This is a genomic window from Streptomyces sp. NPDC057543 (genome assembly GCF_042801895.1).
In the GTDB taxonomy this organism is placed as follows: domain Bacteria; phylum Actinomycetota; class Actinomycetes; order Streptomycetales; family Streptomycetaceae; genus Streptomyces.
The window spans coordinates 1-14,347 of the sequence record NZ_JBHVFF010000227.1; the positions used below are offsets into that span (position 1 = coordinate 1).

Sequence of the window (14,347 nt, forward strand, 5' to 3'; positions counted from 1 at the left end):
CGGCCACGCGCCGCGGGGCGCTCCCGCGCGAGCGGGGCAATCCGAGGACCACACGCCGTGAATCGCCGCTGGCCATCGCCTTTCCGTGATTCATATCGCGATATAGCGTTAGTCTTCTACTCGCTCCGCTGCGTTGCGCGGAGACGTTCGACAGGACCAGGACGGAAGCATGTCGGGAGAGATTTCGCCCACCGGGAAGCGCTCCGGCCCCGGCTCGTCGTCCGAGCTGCGAGCCTCTCATGCCGACCGGGACCGGGTGGTGGATGTGCTGCGTATCGCGGCGGGGGACGGCCTGCTGGCCGCGGACGAGTTGGACGAGCGCCTGGAAGCTGCCCTGTCAGCGCGGACTCTGAGCGAACTGGCCATGCTCACCGCTGACCTGCCGCCCGTATCGGCCACGGTCGGCGCGACTGGAGCAGAGGTCAAGGACGTAGTTCGGATCAAACAGGCCCACAGCGGCGCGGTCCTGCGCGTGGGGCGCTGGGTGGTGCCGCGGAGGCTGGAGCTCGCGGTGACGTTCTGCAGGGTGACGCTTGACTTCACTGACGCAGTGATCACGCACGACACCTTGCAGATCGACGTGGACATGACGGGGAAGACCCTGACACTGGTCACGAGGCCGGGCATCGTGGTCGATACCGATGGTCTGCAGCTGGCACACAGCAGGGTCAAGTACCGTCAGACTCCCACGAATCCCGACACGCCGGTCACTCTGCGAGTGGAGCTGGTCGGTCGGAAGGCCCACGGCCGCGTGGTGGTGCGGCCCCCGCGTCGGACGTTCGGGCAGTGGCTGCTGCGCAGGCCCACGTCTCTTTCTGTAGGCGCTTGACTCCATCGCCCACGAAACCGAGTGACGGGGGCCTTGCGGAAAATTACGAAGCCGCAGGTCAAGGACTCACCTCATTTGGCCCCAGGAAAGCCTCCCCTCGTTTGAGGAACGCAGGGGGCGTCCTTGCACGTCAACACGGTCGCTGTCAGCGGTGGGCGAATTACTGTTTCTGCCGACCCCCTCCGCCCCTCGGGGGATCATCCGAGCGGGGCGGCCCTGCTGGCCGTCCTCGATGAAGTAGACGTCCTTGTACTCCCTGCGGTGACCTCCACGGATGCCTGCCGTTCGATGTTCAGCCCTGTGCCCCATGCCCGCGACCTCGACATGTCGCAGCCTGCTCCACCTTCGACAGGACGGTTGAAGGACCAGGGAGGAGCCTCAAGCCGTCCGGATGCTCCTGGCGGCCGGGGTTGGGCGCCCGGAGCACGTATGTCAGGCGGTGGCGGCCACCGTCGGGTGGGGGTGACGGGCAAGTTCCAGGGCTGTCGCGCGGTCGAAACCACGATGGCCGTACAGCCGGGCAACCGCGAGGCCAACGAGGAACGCCACGACCGCGTAGGCGCCCATGACCAGCCATGCTCGGAGCAGGCCAGGGCCAAGTCCGTCGAAGAAGAGCAGCGCGCGGATGCCTTCCGTGACGTGCCGGGCCGGGAGGAGGTCGCCCACCGCCGCGGCGAAGGCCGGCTGGGCCTGTACAGGGATCGTGCCGCCGGAGAGGCGGATACCGAACATGGTCACCATAAGCAGCGCGATCACCTGACCCGCCATGCCGAAGATCGCGAACAGTGCCAGCGTCAGCAGGGTGACCGCCGCACAGGTCAGACCGGCGAACAGCTAGAGCTGCACGGGCCGGTCGGGTTCCACGTCCAGGCCCCACAGTGCGATGGCGATCACGGCGCTGCCCGACACTAAACCGGTCACCGCTCCGATGCCCGCCTTCGCCACAAAGGTCGATGTACGGGCGATGCGGACAATGGGCTGCGCTCTACGGCGCGGGCCCATCTCCAGCGGGGAGTAGCCGAGTGTGGCGTCGACCGTCATGGTGAGGAGGACCGCAGGCAGCAGACCCGCCAGCAGCAAGGCGATCGTCAGGTAGAGCGTCATGGTGGCACCGTCGGCTGTGGCTCCGGATGTCGTCAGTCCGGGCTCGGTCACCGTACGGACTGGGTCCTGGAGAAGTAGGACGCGGTCGGCGCCGGGATAGGTAGTCGAGGTGGGCGCACAGCTGCCGCATGACCTCGGGCGGCAGGTCGCGGCCGGCCTCCGAGTCCTCGGGGTCGTCGGGGACGGGCGCCCGCTCTCGGAGCTGGATCCGTCTGCTGCGACGGGACTCGGTCCATCCCGGCAGTGCGCACCGCCCGACTCAGGCAACCACGCTGCCCGGACTGGATGCCAAGCCGCGAGAGCGATGGGTGGCACGGGCTCGTAGCTGTCGGTCGCAGAGGAAGGTCCAGAGAACGTTGACGCGGTGGCGGGCAAGACGTCCTCCATTCGGCCCGTAGTAATTGCCGTAGGGCGGAGTTGGGGGTGGGCTGTCAGTGCGCCTGGCGATAGTCGCGGGGCGCCAAGAGGGCGGGGCGCCCGCTGCCGAACGAGCGAGGCCAGACCCCCGCCGACCCACACGAGACTTGGAGATCCCCATGCCCTACCGCAAGGGACAGCACGTGGAGTACCGGGACCAGCAGGACGAGCTTCAGCGGGGCGAGATCCGCAGTGCCGAGGGCAGCGGGAAACAGACTCGCTACGCCGTCCAGAACGAGACGACCATGCGCGAAGACAAGGTCAGCGAGAACCAGATCGAGCGGGAGCTGTAGTAACGCCCCTACCGACGCAGCCCGTCGTTATACCGAACCAAGGTTCAACGGCGGGCTGCTGGATGTCCTGCAACAGTGGATGCCGCGCGGTAGCCGGTACGCCGGTCAGGCATAGTCGGTGTCGAGGTAATCGATGGCGGTGAATTCCACGAGCAGGTCATTCGCGCGTCGGCCCGCCGTCCTTGAAATACACCTCCTGCAATCCCTCGGCAACTGGCTCTGCACGCGACGACGAGCAGCGTTTCGTCAGCAGTTTGGGAGGCACTACGGCGGCCGGCGCGTCTCGGATGTTCACGACGACGAACAGCAGCGCCCGGTCTCTGAAGGGGCCAGCCGCCATCCTCTGAACATTCAGCGAGATGGGTGGGAGATGGTCGACGAGCCCGGGCGCCATGAGGATGCGTACGAGGCGGTGTTCAGTGCGCTGGCACACCCGGCGCGCCGACGGGTGCTGCTCACCATCTACTTCAACGGCGGATCGATGGCCGCCGGCGAGATCGCCGCGGTGTTCTCACATGCCTGGCAGACGACCACCCGCCACCTGCAGATCCTCGCGGCCGCTGGCCTGCTCAGCAGGGCACGCGACGGCCGCATGCGGATCTACCACCTCGAACGCAAGCGCCTGGGCCTCCTACGCGACTGGCTCGCGCACTTCTCCATCACGCCCGACCCCACGAAGGAGACCCCCTGACATGGCAGCTGCCACCGCACCGGTTACCCGGCCCGACACTCCTCAGCTCTTCCGCCTCAGCGTCGAGGTCGGCGACCTCGACCGGGCCATCGCCTTCTACAGCGAGCTGTTCGGCATCGAAGGCCACCGGCAGGCCGGAGCCCGCTCCTACTTCGACTGCGGGCCCGTCACCCTGTCAGTCATGGACGTCTCGGCCAATGGAACGCCGCACGCCGCGGCGAAGGCCCTGTACTTCACCGTCGAGAACCTCGAAGCCGTCTTCGCCCGCGCCAAGGTCCTCGGCTGCCTGTCCACGGAACTCGTCCACGACCAAAGCGCCGGGGCCATCGTCGTCCGTCCGTGGGGCGAGCGGTCGTTCTACGCCGATGACCCCTGGGGCAACCCGCTGTGCTTCGTCGAGCGCGGCACCGTATACGCGGGCTGACTTCCGCGGCCGTCTCACGTCCCGCTTTCTCGCCCCGCCTCATACTCCATGACGGCGGCCTTCAACTGCGGCCTGCCACGGCTGGGCCAACTCCTGTGCCAATGCCAAACAGCTCAGATGACGCCGGTAGATCCCGGTGAAGAGCCGATGCGCGAGGACCGCTCGATTGGCCTTGATCGTCACAGATGGATCATGTCATCCATCAGCGCGGACGCTTCACCCGCTATCACGCACCAACTCGTAAAGGACGCCCGCTGGCTGCACCGTCTGCCGCATCCCGCAGAGCAGATGGGGCAGAGAACTGCCGCCGCGCAACTGCTCGATGCAACCGTCCTCACCCAGGGGCCCGCCCGGCACGACCGTCACCGGGCTTCAGACTGGGCTCTGCGTGTGGTCTCCCGGCCACGTCTGCGTGCCTTGCCGGCCTCAGACCGTCTGACCGCACTGGTGCTCGCCGCGCACCACTCCCCCGGCGCCGGGCGGACCAGCATGGAAGCGGATCACCTGACCCGTACCTGCGGACTCGATCGGAACACACTGACCGCGACACTCGACCGCCTCGTGGCCGTGGACGCCGTCGGAGCATGGACCTTCGAATCGATCACGAAGGCGTGTCCTGGGACCCGCCTCGTACATGAGAACTCTGCTCCGACTCGCGTCGATGCCACCAACAGCAGCCGCGGAGGGGGCGAAAGCACATCGGACACGCTTGCCACAGAAGTGCTGCAGATGATCGCGGCAACGCCATCCCGCCCGACATCGAAGGTCACGGACTTAATCGTCGTTCTGTTGACCCGACTTGGTCCGTGCACCCTGGAGGTTCTCGGCCCCGGTTCCTGGGCCCCAGGCCCTGTCTGCCCGAACCAGGTGACCGCACGGCGGTTCAGCAGTGTGACAGCGCCCCGGTCAGTCTCATCGTTGCGCGCCCCGCATCTGCTGGCTCCTCACCCTGAAGGAAAGAGTAAGACATCACTCGACTGGCACATCAGGGCCCTACTCGTGCGTAATATCTCTAGACACTGCTGCACATTGCGGCAGTTGTGCCCTGTGGGTGTCCCAGTCAGCGCAGACGGGGCACCCTCCCCCACCCGCTCGCGGATCGGGTTCGTGGTTTTCACAGCCGTGTCCGCAAGCTGCAGAAAGGCCCATGACATGTCTGAAATTCAGGCCCACACCACAGGACTGACGTCGCAGTACATCGCCCAGGTAACGGGTGACCTTGAACGCAACGTCAAGGAGCAGAAACGTATCAGTGCGGAAATCGGGGCGCTGCAGGAGCAGTTGGGTGCCCTGCAGCACGACCACTCCGTGCTGGTGAGCATGCAGGAGGCGCTTGGCGGCGCGAGCCCCACCGGCGAGGCAGACACCACGGCCGCGCCGACCGTGCCGCGCCAGGCCACGGCCGAACCCCAGCAGAGCAAGCCAAAGAAGGCGTCCGCCACGAGTGCAAAGGCGACGGCATCCAAGAAGAGCGCCTCCAAGGCCGCGTCCGCGAAGGCGCCGTCCGCGAAGGCGCCCAAGACAGACACCAAGCCGACCCTCGTCAACCTGATCCGCGGCCACCTGGAGCAGCAGCGCGAGCCGCGTTCCGCCACCGAAATCTCCGCCGCGCTCACGCAGGCCCACCCTGACCGCGGCGTCAAGACCACCGTCGTGCGTACCGCCCTCGAAGGGCTGGTTGCCAAGAGCCAGGCTCAGCGCACCAAGCAGGGCTCGTCCGTCTTCTACACCGCGACGGCCGCCTCGGAGCCTACTGCGGCCGGCCCTCAGCAGGAGGCAGTGGCCGGCTGAGCACTCTCAGGAGCGCCCATCTCATCGCCACCAGGGGGCGGTCCGGTGGCCGCTCCGAGGAATTGTCAAGACTTGTGGATGAGGAGTGGTTGGCTGCTGGCAGGCGAAGGGACTTGAGTCTCCAGTAGGGGGAGACACAAAGGTGGGGGCATGGACGGCGACACGCTCTACTCGATCGGCGAGCTCGCTCGACGGACCGGTCTCACGGTCAAGACCATTCGGTTCTACTCCGATCGCGGAATCGTGGCGCCGACGGAACGCAGCCCGGCCGGCTACCGCCTCTACAGCATCGATGCCGTCGCACGCCTGGACCTCGTGCGGACCCTGCGCGAGCTGGGACTGGACCTTCCCACGATCCGCAAGGTCGTGGACCGCGAGATCTCGCTTCCCGAGGTCGCCGCGGTGCACGCCGAAGCACTGGCAGTGCAGATCCGCGTCCTGCGCCTGCGACGCGCGGTGCTGACGGCGGTGGCCGAGCGCGGGTCCACACTTGAGGAGACGGAACTCATGCACCGGCTGGCCCAGCTCTCCGAGGACGAACGCCGACGTCTGATCGGCGACTTCCTCGACGTCGTCTTCGGCGGTCTTGATCCCGCCCCCACATTCGCAGGGGTCATGCGCTCGATGACCCCCGAGTTGCCCGACAACCCGGAGGCGGAGCAGGTCCAGGCGTGGGTGGAGCTAGCCGAAATGTCCCTGGACCCGGATTTCCGCGCCGCCGTGCGGCGGATGGCCGAGGACCAGGCAGCCGAACAGGCCCATGGCGACACGATAGGCCCGCGCCGCGACATTGCCGCAGCCGTCCGTGACCAGGCCGGCCCGGCCCTGACCGCAGGCATCGACCCGGCCTCATCCCAGGCCGATCCGATCGTCGCGGAGTTCACGGCGCACTACGCGCATCTCCTCGGCCGCCGCGACGACGTCGAGCTTCGCCGCCGGCTGGCGACTCGGCTGGAGAGCGTGAACGACCCACGCAGGGAGCGATACCTCCAGCTGCTCGCAGTGGTCAACGGCTGGCCGGCCCCGGAGAGTCTGGCTCCAGTGTTCGATTGGTCCGTCCAGGCTCTGCGCGTCCGGACACCGCAATGACGGGGCGGTCGCAAGGCGGCATGGGGCGGACGCGCGCGGAAGTGCAGGGCCAGGCGACGGGTCCACTCAGGGGCGAGCTGGCGCGCAGCGACATCTGACCGGGGCGGTGGCCGGGTGGCCATGCCGCCGTGGGGTTCGCGGTTGCTGTTGGGCCTCAGCCGGAAGCCGGGTGGGGTCTGTGGGATCGCAGTTGCGGGTCCGTCACCCCGCCCGGGCATGCGAGCGGGTCGATCGGCCATCCAGCGCGCCGGGCACCGGCCCGGTACGCGCTCTCGTAGAAGGCGAGTACGGCGCCACGCGGGTCGGCCTCGGCACGGACCTCGTCGTACGGCAGTACGGCCAGGTGGCTGTCGTTCTGGGCGACCCAGTGCGCCGCCGCGGGCTCGAGCGGCTCCTCGGCCAGGCGCGCCGGTTCCGGAGCGGTGTAGGAGTAGAACGCGGGCGCGGGGAAGGTGTCGTCTCCGAACCAGAAGCCAAAGCTGATCACCTCCCGGGAGTACGCCTCCCGGGTGACAGGGTCCAGCTTCTGAGGCTGCTCGATGTGACGCTCGGAGAACCGGGTGTGCGCAATGTCGAAGGTGTGCCAGAAGTGGTGCACCGGGCTCACCTTCCCCGAATACCCCGCGGCAAATTCCTCCAGCACCGACGCCACCTGGCTGAGGACCCGCCAGTAGCGGTTGGCCTGCGCGGGCTCGTACGTCGCATGCTCGGCGTCCTCGGCGAACGGCCGGCCGGAGTCGGGCAGGTCGAAGGGCCTGGGCACGTCTAGCCGCACCCGGATTCCCAACGTTGCCAGCGACTCCATGACCGCGTCGTGGAAGGACGCAACGGACTGGCCGACGAGCGGAAAGGAGATCTCCCGGCCGTCCAGCGTCGAGACGACCAGCCGATGCGCGACGAAGTCGAAGTCCATCGTGAAGATCGGGTTGCCGTCGACCTGCCCCATTGGGCGCGTCGTGATACCGCGCCCCGTGAGGTGGAACGGGACATTCCACCAGTGGTTGCGCCGGGCGCTGGCGGCGAGACGGATCTTCCCGACGATCTGCGCGAAGCGCTGGAGCGTCTCCTTGGTGTCACGCCACTCGGCAAGCGGGATCGGCAGGAACAGCTCCATGGTCATCACCCTTCCCTCTGACCTTGCTGAACGGACTCGCACCGTCCCGTAGTCCTGGCACGTCCCGCCCCGTTGCCGGGGTCGCTTGTCACTCTCCCCGGCGTTCCCCGGATCGGGCTGCCCAGCTTCACCAGACCGTTGCGACGGTCTGGCGGACGAGTGCGTACGTCCCAAGGTATCGCTCGGGGCCATGGCAAGGCTCGCACCGTCCTTCCAGCAAGAGAACAGTACGGTGACCGCGGGCAACTCACTCGCCATGACACGGCGGCCCTGGAACGTTATACGTGGCCGATGGTGACCAGAACATCGTCGGCCAGGGTTACTGCCCCGTCGGCCAGCTGTACCCCGGGGTCTGACCGGCAACTGTCGTGATCTCGGCGCCCCTTGTTCCGGCCCGCAGGTCCACGCCGTGGCCCTCTCTGACGGGCCCTGGGCCGGCATCGGCTCCACCGGAGGGCACAGCACCCGTCAGCCAGCCAGGGTGACGGGTGTGGGCTTCGGGCCTGGCACCCCGTCGGCTGCTTCCATCGGGCGTCGCCCGGGCCCGCGCCCGGGGGCGGCGCGGGCCCCGGCGTGAGGGGCAGTCGTCCTGTCACAGACCGCAGACTGCACTTTCTCTGTCTACAGGGCCCGGTAGCACCCCCGCGACCTGCGGAGAGCGGTGCGGCTACGGTTGTCACTCGTCCGGGCGGTCACGGGGATGCCGACGAACCGGGCCGGCCGCGCCACGTCGTCATCGGGGGGCATGCGTATCGATGAGCAGCACCTCACAACCGGGCCTCGTGATCCCGAACGTCACCGCCGCCGACGAGAACACCGTCTGTGCGGTGATCAGCTTGCAGCAGCGGTGGGCCACCTCCGGGATCACTCCGGTGCGGCAAGCTCCAGGAGAGGCGGGCGTGAGGGCGGGGGTATGCGGACATCCGGCGTCGTGGCACCGCGGAGTAGATGCGGCCGATCGGTTCGGGGTGGCGCTCGCGGTGGTGTTGACGGTCAAGAGCGCGGGCCGCTCGCCGGTCCCGGATCCTCAGTACGCCGGGGCAGGCGCGGCATGGGCCAGGTCGGGTCCCAGCGCCAGGACCTCCACTCGGCGGCGGCCTTGAACGGGCCCGAGCGGTCGGCGAGCATCGCAAGGGCCTGGGCGCGGGCGTCGTCGACGGCCTGGTGCTCGGTGTCAGTGACGATGCCGAGCCGCCGCACGTGCGCGTACTCGTCCACGTCCTTCCACTCGTACTGGCTGAGGTCGGGGTCGATGACCAGGTCCACGGTCAGGTCGAAGGTGTCGAACCCGGCGGCGTCCCGGACGGAGGGCCGCTCAAAATTCACGTACCAGTTCCGCAGTCGGCGCCCCACCCCGTTGGAGACGAAGAAGGCGTTGACGCTGAACCAGGCGCCGGGCTGCTTCCACAGCAGCAGTTCGGTCTCCTGCCACCGGCTGTCCGCGAGTTCCCACTCCCCCGTCGCCATCGCGTCGAACGCCTCAGTGCGCACCGACCGGTCGCCGTTGGCGCGGGCCTTGGCGTACAGGGTGGGCCAGCGGGCCTCCGCCCCGGGCGCGCACGCGGTCACCAACGCCTCGCTCGTGTCGGCGATGACCCGTAACGCCTGCTCGCTCCACACCCGCCCGGAGCGGTGCACGTCGCGGCGTACGACCGTCTCCCCCGCATTGAAGCTCTCCACCACGTCCTCCTTCGCGACCGCCCGGCCGGAACGTCCGGCCGGGCAGGCACCACCACAGCGCGGCTGGGCCGGGCTGGGCAAGCTACCGCGCGGGGCGGCTTGCCCAGAGTCGACTTCGGCTTGCCCCAGCCGTCAGCGGGCAGACCGGCTCGGGGTATCGCTTGCGGCGCCGGTGCGCGTCGTCGACGCCGATCTCGTACCAGGGCTCGCGAGTTCGGCGGCGAGGGGTTCTATGTGGGCGATCGCACCGGGCTGGGTCAGGCACCAGCGCGAGACCACGAACTGCATCATCGGCTACGGCTAATTCGGTCGCCCCGACCAGTGGGACACACTGCTCGTACCCACAGCGCAGGACAACCGGCAGGAACCGACGACAAGCGACTGAGACATCCCCTACTCACGCCCGTGTGGGCTGAGTCTTTTTCGGGATAACTCCACCCGGTTTCAGGGCTTTCCCGGAGTGTGCTGAGGTGTCCGCCGCCCGTACGGGCGTGTCAACGTCCCTACGCATCAAGGGTTTCGCGGCGTGCGCGGCGATGCTCGCCGCCACCGCGACGACCACCGCCGCCCCGGACTCGTTCGCCCGCTTCCACGGCCAGCACGTCGACTGGCACGCCTGCGCCCTCGGCGCCGGCGACGAGGTCGGCCAAAAGCTGGACGCCGCCGGCGCCGACTGCACCGACATCACCGTGCCGCTCGACTACGCCGACCCCGGCGGTCGCACCATCACCGTCGCCATATCCCGCCTGAAGGCCACCGACACCGCCCACCGCGTCGGCCCGCTGCTGCTCAACGACGGCGGACCGGCCGGCCCCAGCCTCCACGTGCCACTGACCAAGTCGGAGGTGATGGGAGAGGTCGCCGACCGCTACGACCTGATCGGCATGGACCCGCGCTTCGTCGGCCGGAGCACCCCGCTGGACTGCGGCTGGGACCTCGGCTCCGCCCTCTTCCGCTCCCGCGCCGAACCGAAAACCAACTTCGCGCCCGACTCCCCGATCCGCCAGTGGACCGAATACCCGGCCAAGGCAGCGTGACAAGCCACTAGAGACACTCGATGGCCGACTGGCTTCCGCGCGCGAGACCAGGGCCGGACGCCGACCCGAAGTAACGACGCGACCTGGAGCGGACCCAGCGGTACCCAGTACGAGCTGTACAGCAGCAGTGCGCTGCTCTACTCGTCTCCGCAACCCGAAGCCGTCTATGGCGCACGAGTGGTGAGTGCCGCTACGACGCACGCCAGCTGGTCGCACTCCTCATCGCAGGACTACGCCAGCCAGGCTGACCGGGGCGGACGCGCGACGGCAAGGTCCAGGAAACTCCGCCCAGCATCTCCTCGACGCCGCGCAGTCGCTCCTTCCACTCGCTGACCGCATCCCAGGAACCGAACACCATCGAGCCCAGAGGGCAACTGGGACAGTTCGGCGAGCGTGTGGGCTGCCCTGGTCGCGGAGGTCAGCGCGGAGCCGAGGTTCCTCTGCTCCTTGATGTTTGGAGGGATGGAGAGTTCGCTCTCCTCCTTGCCAGCCGCGACCAGTTCTTTCCGGGCGGCGGCGACGGTCTCCTCGGCCAGCTTGGTGGCGGCGTACCATGGCGTAACCCGTTGCACGACCCCGACCGGACAGCAACCCTGCCCGGGCGCCGAACGGGACAAAGATCGGCCGGATGCCCGGGGCCATGGCCAGGCCGAGACGGCGCCGACGCCTGCTGACCCAATCACTGACCCGCCGCGCCCCAGCGAGGTGTGACGGCCCTCGCACAGTGGGTAGAGCGGGAAGGCGCGGACCGGCCAGTACCGCGCGGCCACACCGAAGAAATCGAGGCGCAGCCGAGAGAGGCAGCCGTTCCGGCCTCATCGCCCCCCACGCCTCCGGTTCGGTACCGCCGGCGCAGCAATAGCCTGAACACGACCACTCCCGGCGCGGCCCGGTCCGAAACGCATGACAACCGGACTCGCTATTTTGCGGAAGGAACGAGATCTGCATGAGCGCACCACCGCTACCCGGGTTTCTCGGTAACATCGCACCGATCCTGGAGCACTGGGGCTACTGGGCCGTAGGCGGCCTGATCTTCGTGGAGGACTTCGGCATCCCCGTCCCCGGCGAGACGATCCTGATCGCCGCTGCCGTGTATGCGGGGGCCGGGCAGCTCAACATCATCGCCGTCATCGCCATCGGCGTCCTCGCTGCCATCCTCGGCGACAACGTCGGCTACCTCATCGGCCGCACCGGAGGACACGCCCTGGTGCAGCGCTACGGCAGGTACGTCTTTCTCCCGCCCGAACGGTACGAGAAGGCCGAGAAATTCTTCACCCGCCATGGCGGGAAGGTCGTCACCGTCGCGCGCTTCGTCGAGGGGCTGCGCCAGGTCAACGGCATCATCGCCGGTGCCGCCGAGATGCGCTGGACCCGCTTCGTCGCCTTCAATGCGCTCGGGGCGGCACTGTGGGTCGGCTTGTGGGCGGGCGTCGGCTACTTCGCCGGCAACCACATCACCACCATCTATACCGAGGTCAACCGATATTCGACCTATCTCCTCATCGCCCTCGGCGTGCTGATTCTCGCACTCGTGGCCCGCGCCGTTGTGAGCCGCCGTCGCGCGGCGGGCTGATCATCCCTTCCGCATCAAGGTCTTTGGATCCGGCGACAAGCATCCGCGCTGGTCACAGCCTCCGAGGCGATGTCCTCGGCCAGCGGATACGGCTCTCGCCAGCAGTAGGCGCGCGCGTCATGTGAGCTGCGCGGACCGCGCGTCACCGGGGTCTGGTGAGGCCGGACTCGAGATCGCTCACGGAATGTGTACCAGAACCATTTCCCGTGAACATCTGCGAGTGCGGTGATCGCCAACTACTGTCGAAACTCGGTTCTGGCACAGATCTCGGGGAGCGGTCGCGGAGAGTTACTGATGTCTTCTCGGCAACGTGACGGCTGCGGTGAGTGACGGGTGTGGGTGCTCGCTCGCGGCCTGCCTTTTGATCTTCTTGATCGCCGGCGACCGGTACTCGAGGCTGCCGGTTCGCAAGGGAGGGGTGCGGCGTGGGGCGGGTGCGTACGGCGGGCGGGCGACGGCGGCACGGCATGATCGACGCCGCACAGGCCGCGTTGTGCGTTCTGGTCGTGGGCGGAGCCGCGCTGGGAGCACTGCTGCTGCACCCCGGCACGGGTCTGTTCGTCAAGGGCCGCGGGCCGCTCGGCGGCAACCCCGTCCTTGTGGTCGGCCTCGCCCTGATGTCACTCCTCGGCGGCTTCGCACTGCGCGGGAAGTACCTGGAGCAGGTCGGCGTCTCCGCCTCGTTCATCACTGGGCAATCCGTCCACGTCGACGGCGGCTGGCTGCTGCACTGAGACCGTCAATAAGCAAGGAGACAGACCGACATGATCGAACGAGTCCGCGCCGTCCTCGTCACCGCTGACGACACGATGCTGGTCATCCGCCGCACCAAGCCCGATATCCCCGAGTACTGGGTACTGCCCGGCGGCGGCGTCGAACCCAGCGACGACTCCCGGGAAGCCGCCCTCCACCGGGAGATCCACGAGGAGATCGCAGGGAAGGCCGACATCATCCGCCTCCTCCACACGATGGAGTCCGACGACGAGCGTCAGCTCTTCTACCTCGCTCGCATCGCGACCTGGTCCTTCGATGACCGCACCGGTCCCGAGTTCAGCGCCGAGGGCCGCGGCGAATACGCGCTGGAGGAGATCCCGCTGACCGTGGAGGGGCTCGACGGCATCGACCTCAAGCCCGAAGAGATCGCCCACGTCCTGCGGGGAGCCATCAGTGCCGGAAGCCTCGGAGGCGAGGCATCGCTCTGAGCCTTCGAGCACGTCAACACACCGCTGGGGCCGGCACTGAGATGAGTTGGCCCTGGTGGCGTTCCCATGCACTGCTGGCTTAGCACCGTGTTGATGTCGGAAGGACTTGGCGGAGATCCGGGCAGCGAACCGCGCCCGCGGCTCCTGAGGTCGAGCGGCGACCGCTACTGGACCAGCCGGAGCACCGGCCTCTGGCGCCCAGCAGGTCCTGCACCCTCTTGCTTGTCCAGGCGAGTTCATGCGCCAGTTGGGGAACCGAGAGGCCCGCTTCCTTGGCAGCCAGGTCGAAGGCTTGTCTGAGTAGCGAAGGCTGTTCACCGGGGAAGTTCGAGACCGATTCCGCGGTGAAGCCGGGCTGGCCGTCGAGAGCGCGTAGGCGTTGATACGTCCTGCTGGCGGTGGCGTCGGAAATCAGCCCCAGCTCGCGGCAGCGGTAGACGAGCGAGTGGAGGGAGACTCCCCAGACTCCTCTGAGCTCGGCCAGCCGTGCAAGATCCATTCGCCGAGGCAGGAGCGGCAGGATGCTGTCCTGAGGGGTCAGGAACTCGGCCGCGAAGGCGTCTGCCTCCTTTTCCTGGCGGCTGTCACCGGTGGCATCGCCGTGAAGCACAAGGTGGCCCAGCTCATGGGCGGCTGTGAACCGGTGCCGATAGATGTCATCGACCCGGTTGGCGGTCAGAACGACGAGCGGCCGCGCGGCCCGGGTGGAGAAGGCGTCCACGCTCGCGGCGGAAGGATCACTTGCAGGTGGCATGACCACCACGATCCCGTGGGATTCCATCCGCCTCCAGGGCCGTCGCCGAGGCCCCAGCGCCTGCGCAGCTCGCGGGCGGCGGACGCGGGGTCGGTAGACAGCTCCTCGCCGGGGTGGACCTCCCCGCCAGCGAAACCGGGCAGATCGACGAGAGGCAACTGGATCCGCTGTTCCAGCGCGTACGTAAGCTCCCAGACCTGCTCGGCGAAGGCGAGCGCACGCTCTCGCTGGGACTTCGGTGTGCTGCGCACGCCGCCGGCACCGAAACTGCCGGATCATCCGGCCTACCAGCAGATCATGGCGGTGTTCACCGCGGCCGACCATCCGCTGCGGGCCCGGCAGGTGTGCG

General features: G+C 68.0%; 17 protein-coding genes. 11 read left to right on the plus strand and 6 right to left on the minus strand.

Translation table 11 applies throughout. The features are described from left to right. Positions 1–169 precede the first annotated feature (169 nt). Positions 170–829 carry a DUF1707 domain-containing protein gene (locus tag ACFU8Q_RS29980; protein ID WP_384459578.1) on the plus strand — a complete coding sequence of 220 codons (660 nt, stop codon included), beginning with the start codon at positions 170–172 and terminating at the stop codon, positions 827–829. Positions 830–1,261: 432 nt separating this feature from the next. Here ACFU8Q_RS29980 and ACFU8Q_RS29985 read toward each other — a convergent pair whose 3' ends face one another. Both ACFU8Q_RS29985 and ACFU8Q_RS29990 read right to left on the minus strand, forming a co-directional pair. Then, a complete protein-coding gene (locus ACFU8Q_RS29985) occupies positions 1,262–1,597 on the minus strand; it encodes a hypothetical protein (protein ID WP_384459581.1) in 336 nt (111 codons plus the stop codon). 66 nt (positions 1,598–1,663) lie between these two features. After that, positions 1,664–1,933, minus strand: coding sequence for a hypothetical protein (locus ACFU8Q_RS29990; protein ID WP_384459584.1), 270 nt, complete (start codon positions 1,931–1,933; stop codon positions 1,664–1,666). Positions 1,934–2,469: 536 nt separating this feature from the next. On the opposite strand from ACFU8Q_RS29990, the gene ACFU8Q_RS29995 reads away from it, so the two are divergent. Further along, positions 2,470–2,643 carry a hypothetical protein gene (locus tag ACFU8Q_RS29995; protein WP_384459587.1) on the plus strand — a complete coding sequence of 58 codons (174 nt, stop codon included), beginning with the start codon at positions 2,470–2,472 and terminating at the stop codon, positions 2,641–2,643. A gap of 157 nt (positions 2,644–2,800) precedes the next feature. On the opposite strand, the gene ACFU8Q_RS30000 is transcribed toward ACFU8Q_RS29995, so the two are convergent. Further along, positions 2,801–2,983 carry a hypothetical protein gene (locus tag ACFU8Q_RS30000; RefSeq protein WP_384459590.1) on the minus strand — a complete coding sequence of 61 codons (183 nt, stop codon included), beginning with the start codon at positions 2,981–2,983 and terminating at the stop codon, positions 2,801–2,803. Between the two features lie 30 nt (positions 2,984–3,013). Here ACFU8Q_RS30000 and ACFU8Q_RS30005 point away from each other — a divergent pair, with 30 nt between their 5' ends. The 4 genes from ACFU8Q_RS30005 to ACFU8Q_RS30020 all read left to right on the plus strand — a co-directional run bounded on the left by ACFU8Q_RS30005 (position 3,014) and on the right by ACFU8Q_RS30020 (position 6,638). Then, positions 3,014–3,334, plus strand: coding sequence for an ArsR/SmtB family transcription factor (locus ACFU8Q_RS30005; RefSeq protein ID WP_384459593.1), 321 nt, complete (start codon positions 3,014–3,016; stop codon positions 3,332–3,334). A gap of 1 nt (position 3,335) precedes the next feature. Then, a complete protein-coding gene (locus tag ACFU8Q_RS30010; protein ID WP_384459596.1) occupies positions 3,336–3,758 on the plus strand; it encodes a VOC family protein in 423 nt (140 codons plus the stop codon). Between the two features lie 1,152 nt (positions 3,759–4,910). After that, entirely contained in the window at positions 4,911–5,549 is a 639-nt protein-coding gene (locus ACFU8Q_RS30015; protein ID WP_384459599.1) for a hypothetical protein, read from the plus strand. 150 nt (positions 5,550–5,699) lie between these two features. After that, entirely contained in the window at positions 5,700–6,638 is a 939-nt protein-coding gene (locus ACFU8Q_RS30020; RefSeq protein WP_384459601.1) for a MerR family transcriptional regulator, read from the plus strand. A 154-nt stretch (positions 6,639–6,792) separates the two neighbouring features. Here ACFU8Q_RS30020 and ACFU8Q_RS30025 read toward each other — a convergent pair whose 3' ends face one another. Continuing rightward, positions 6,793–7,752 (minus strand): DUF5996 family protein, encoded by a 960-nt coding sequence (locus tag ACFU8Q_RS30025; protein WP_384459626.1) that lies wholly within the window; start codon positions 7,750–7,752, stop codon positions 6,793–6,795. A 755-nt stretch (positions 7,753–8,507) separates the two neighbouring features. On the opposite strand from ACFU8Q_RS30025, the gene ACFU8Q_RS30030 reads away from it, so the two are divergent. Continuing rightward, positions 8,508–8,855, plus strand: a complete 348-nt coding sequence (locus ACFU8Q_RS30030; RefSeq protein ID WP_384459604.1) for a DUF6207 family protein — start codon at positions 8,508–8,510, stop codon at positions 8,853–8,855. Here the strand turns inward: ACFU8Q_RS30030 and ACFU8Q_RS30035 are convergent. Beyond that, positions 8,746–9,432, minus strand: coding sequence for a DUF402 domain-containing protein (locus ACFU8Q_RS30035; protein ID WP_384459608.1), 687 nt, complete (start codon positions 9,430–9,432; stop codon positions 8,746–8,748). The genes ACFU8Q_RS30030 and ACFU8Q_RS30035 overlap by 110 nt on opposite strands. Before the next feature lie 491 nt (positions 9,433–9,923). Here ACFU8Q_RS30035 and ACFU8Q_RS30040 point away from each other — a divergent pair, with 491 nt between their 5' ends. The 4 genes from ACFU8Q_RS30040 (at position 9,924) to ACFU8Q_RS30055 (ending at position 13,244) form a co-directional block, all read left to right on the plus strand. Continuing rightward, entirely contained in the window at positions 9,924–10,469 is a 546-nt protein-coding gene (locus tag ACFU8Q_RS30040; RefSeq protein ID WP_384459611.1) for a hypothetical protein, read from the plus strand. Between the two features lie 946 nt (positions 10,470–11,415). Continuing rightward, entirely contained in the window at positions 11,416–12,042 is a 627-nt protein-coding gene (locus tag ACFU8Q_RS30045) for a DedA family protein (RefSeq protein ID WP_384459614.1), read from the plus strand. Between the two features lie 425 nt (positions 12,043–12,467). Then, positions 12,468–12,776 carry a hypothetical protein gene (locus ACFU8Q_RS30050; protein WP_384459617.1) on the plus strand — a complete coding sequence of 103 codons (309 nt, stop codon included), beginning with the start codon at positions 12,468–12,470 and terminating at the stop codon, positions 12,774–12,776. A 30-nt stretch (positions 12,777–12,806) separates the two neighbouring features. Continuing rightward, positions 12,807–13,244 (plus strand): NUDIX domain-containing protein, encoded by a 438-nt coding sequence (locus ACFU8Q_RS30055; RefSeq protein WP_384459620.1) that lies wholly within the window; start codon positions 12,807–12,809, stop codon positions 13,242–13,244. Positions 13,245–13,323: 79 nt separating this feature from the next. On the opposite strand, the gene ACFU8Q_RS30060 is transcribed toward ACFU8Q_RS30055, so the two are convergent. After that, positions 13,324–13,998: an ImmA/IrrE family metallo-endopeptidase gene (locus ACFU8Q_RS30060; protein WP_384459623.1), complete on the minus strand. Its 675-nt coding sequence runs from the start codon at positions 13,996–13,998 to the stop codon at positions 13,324–13,326. Positions 13,999–14,347 lie beyond the last annotated feature (349 nt).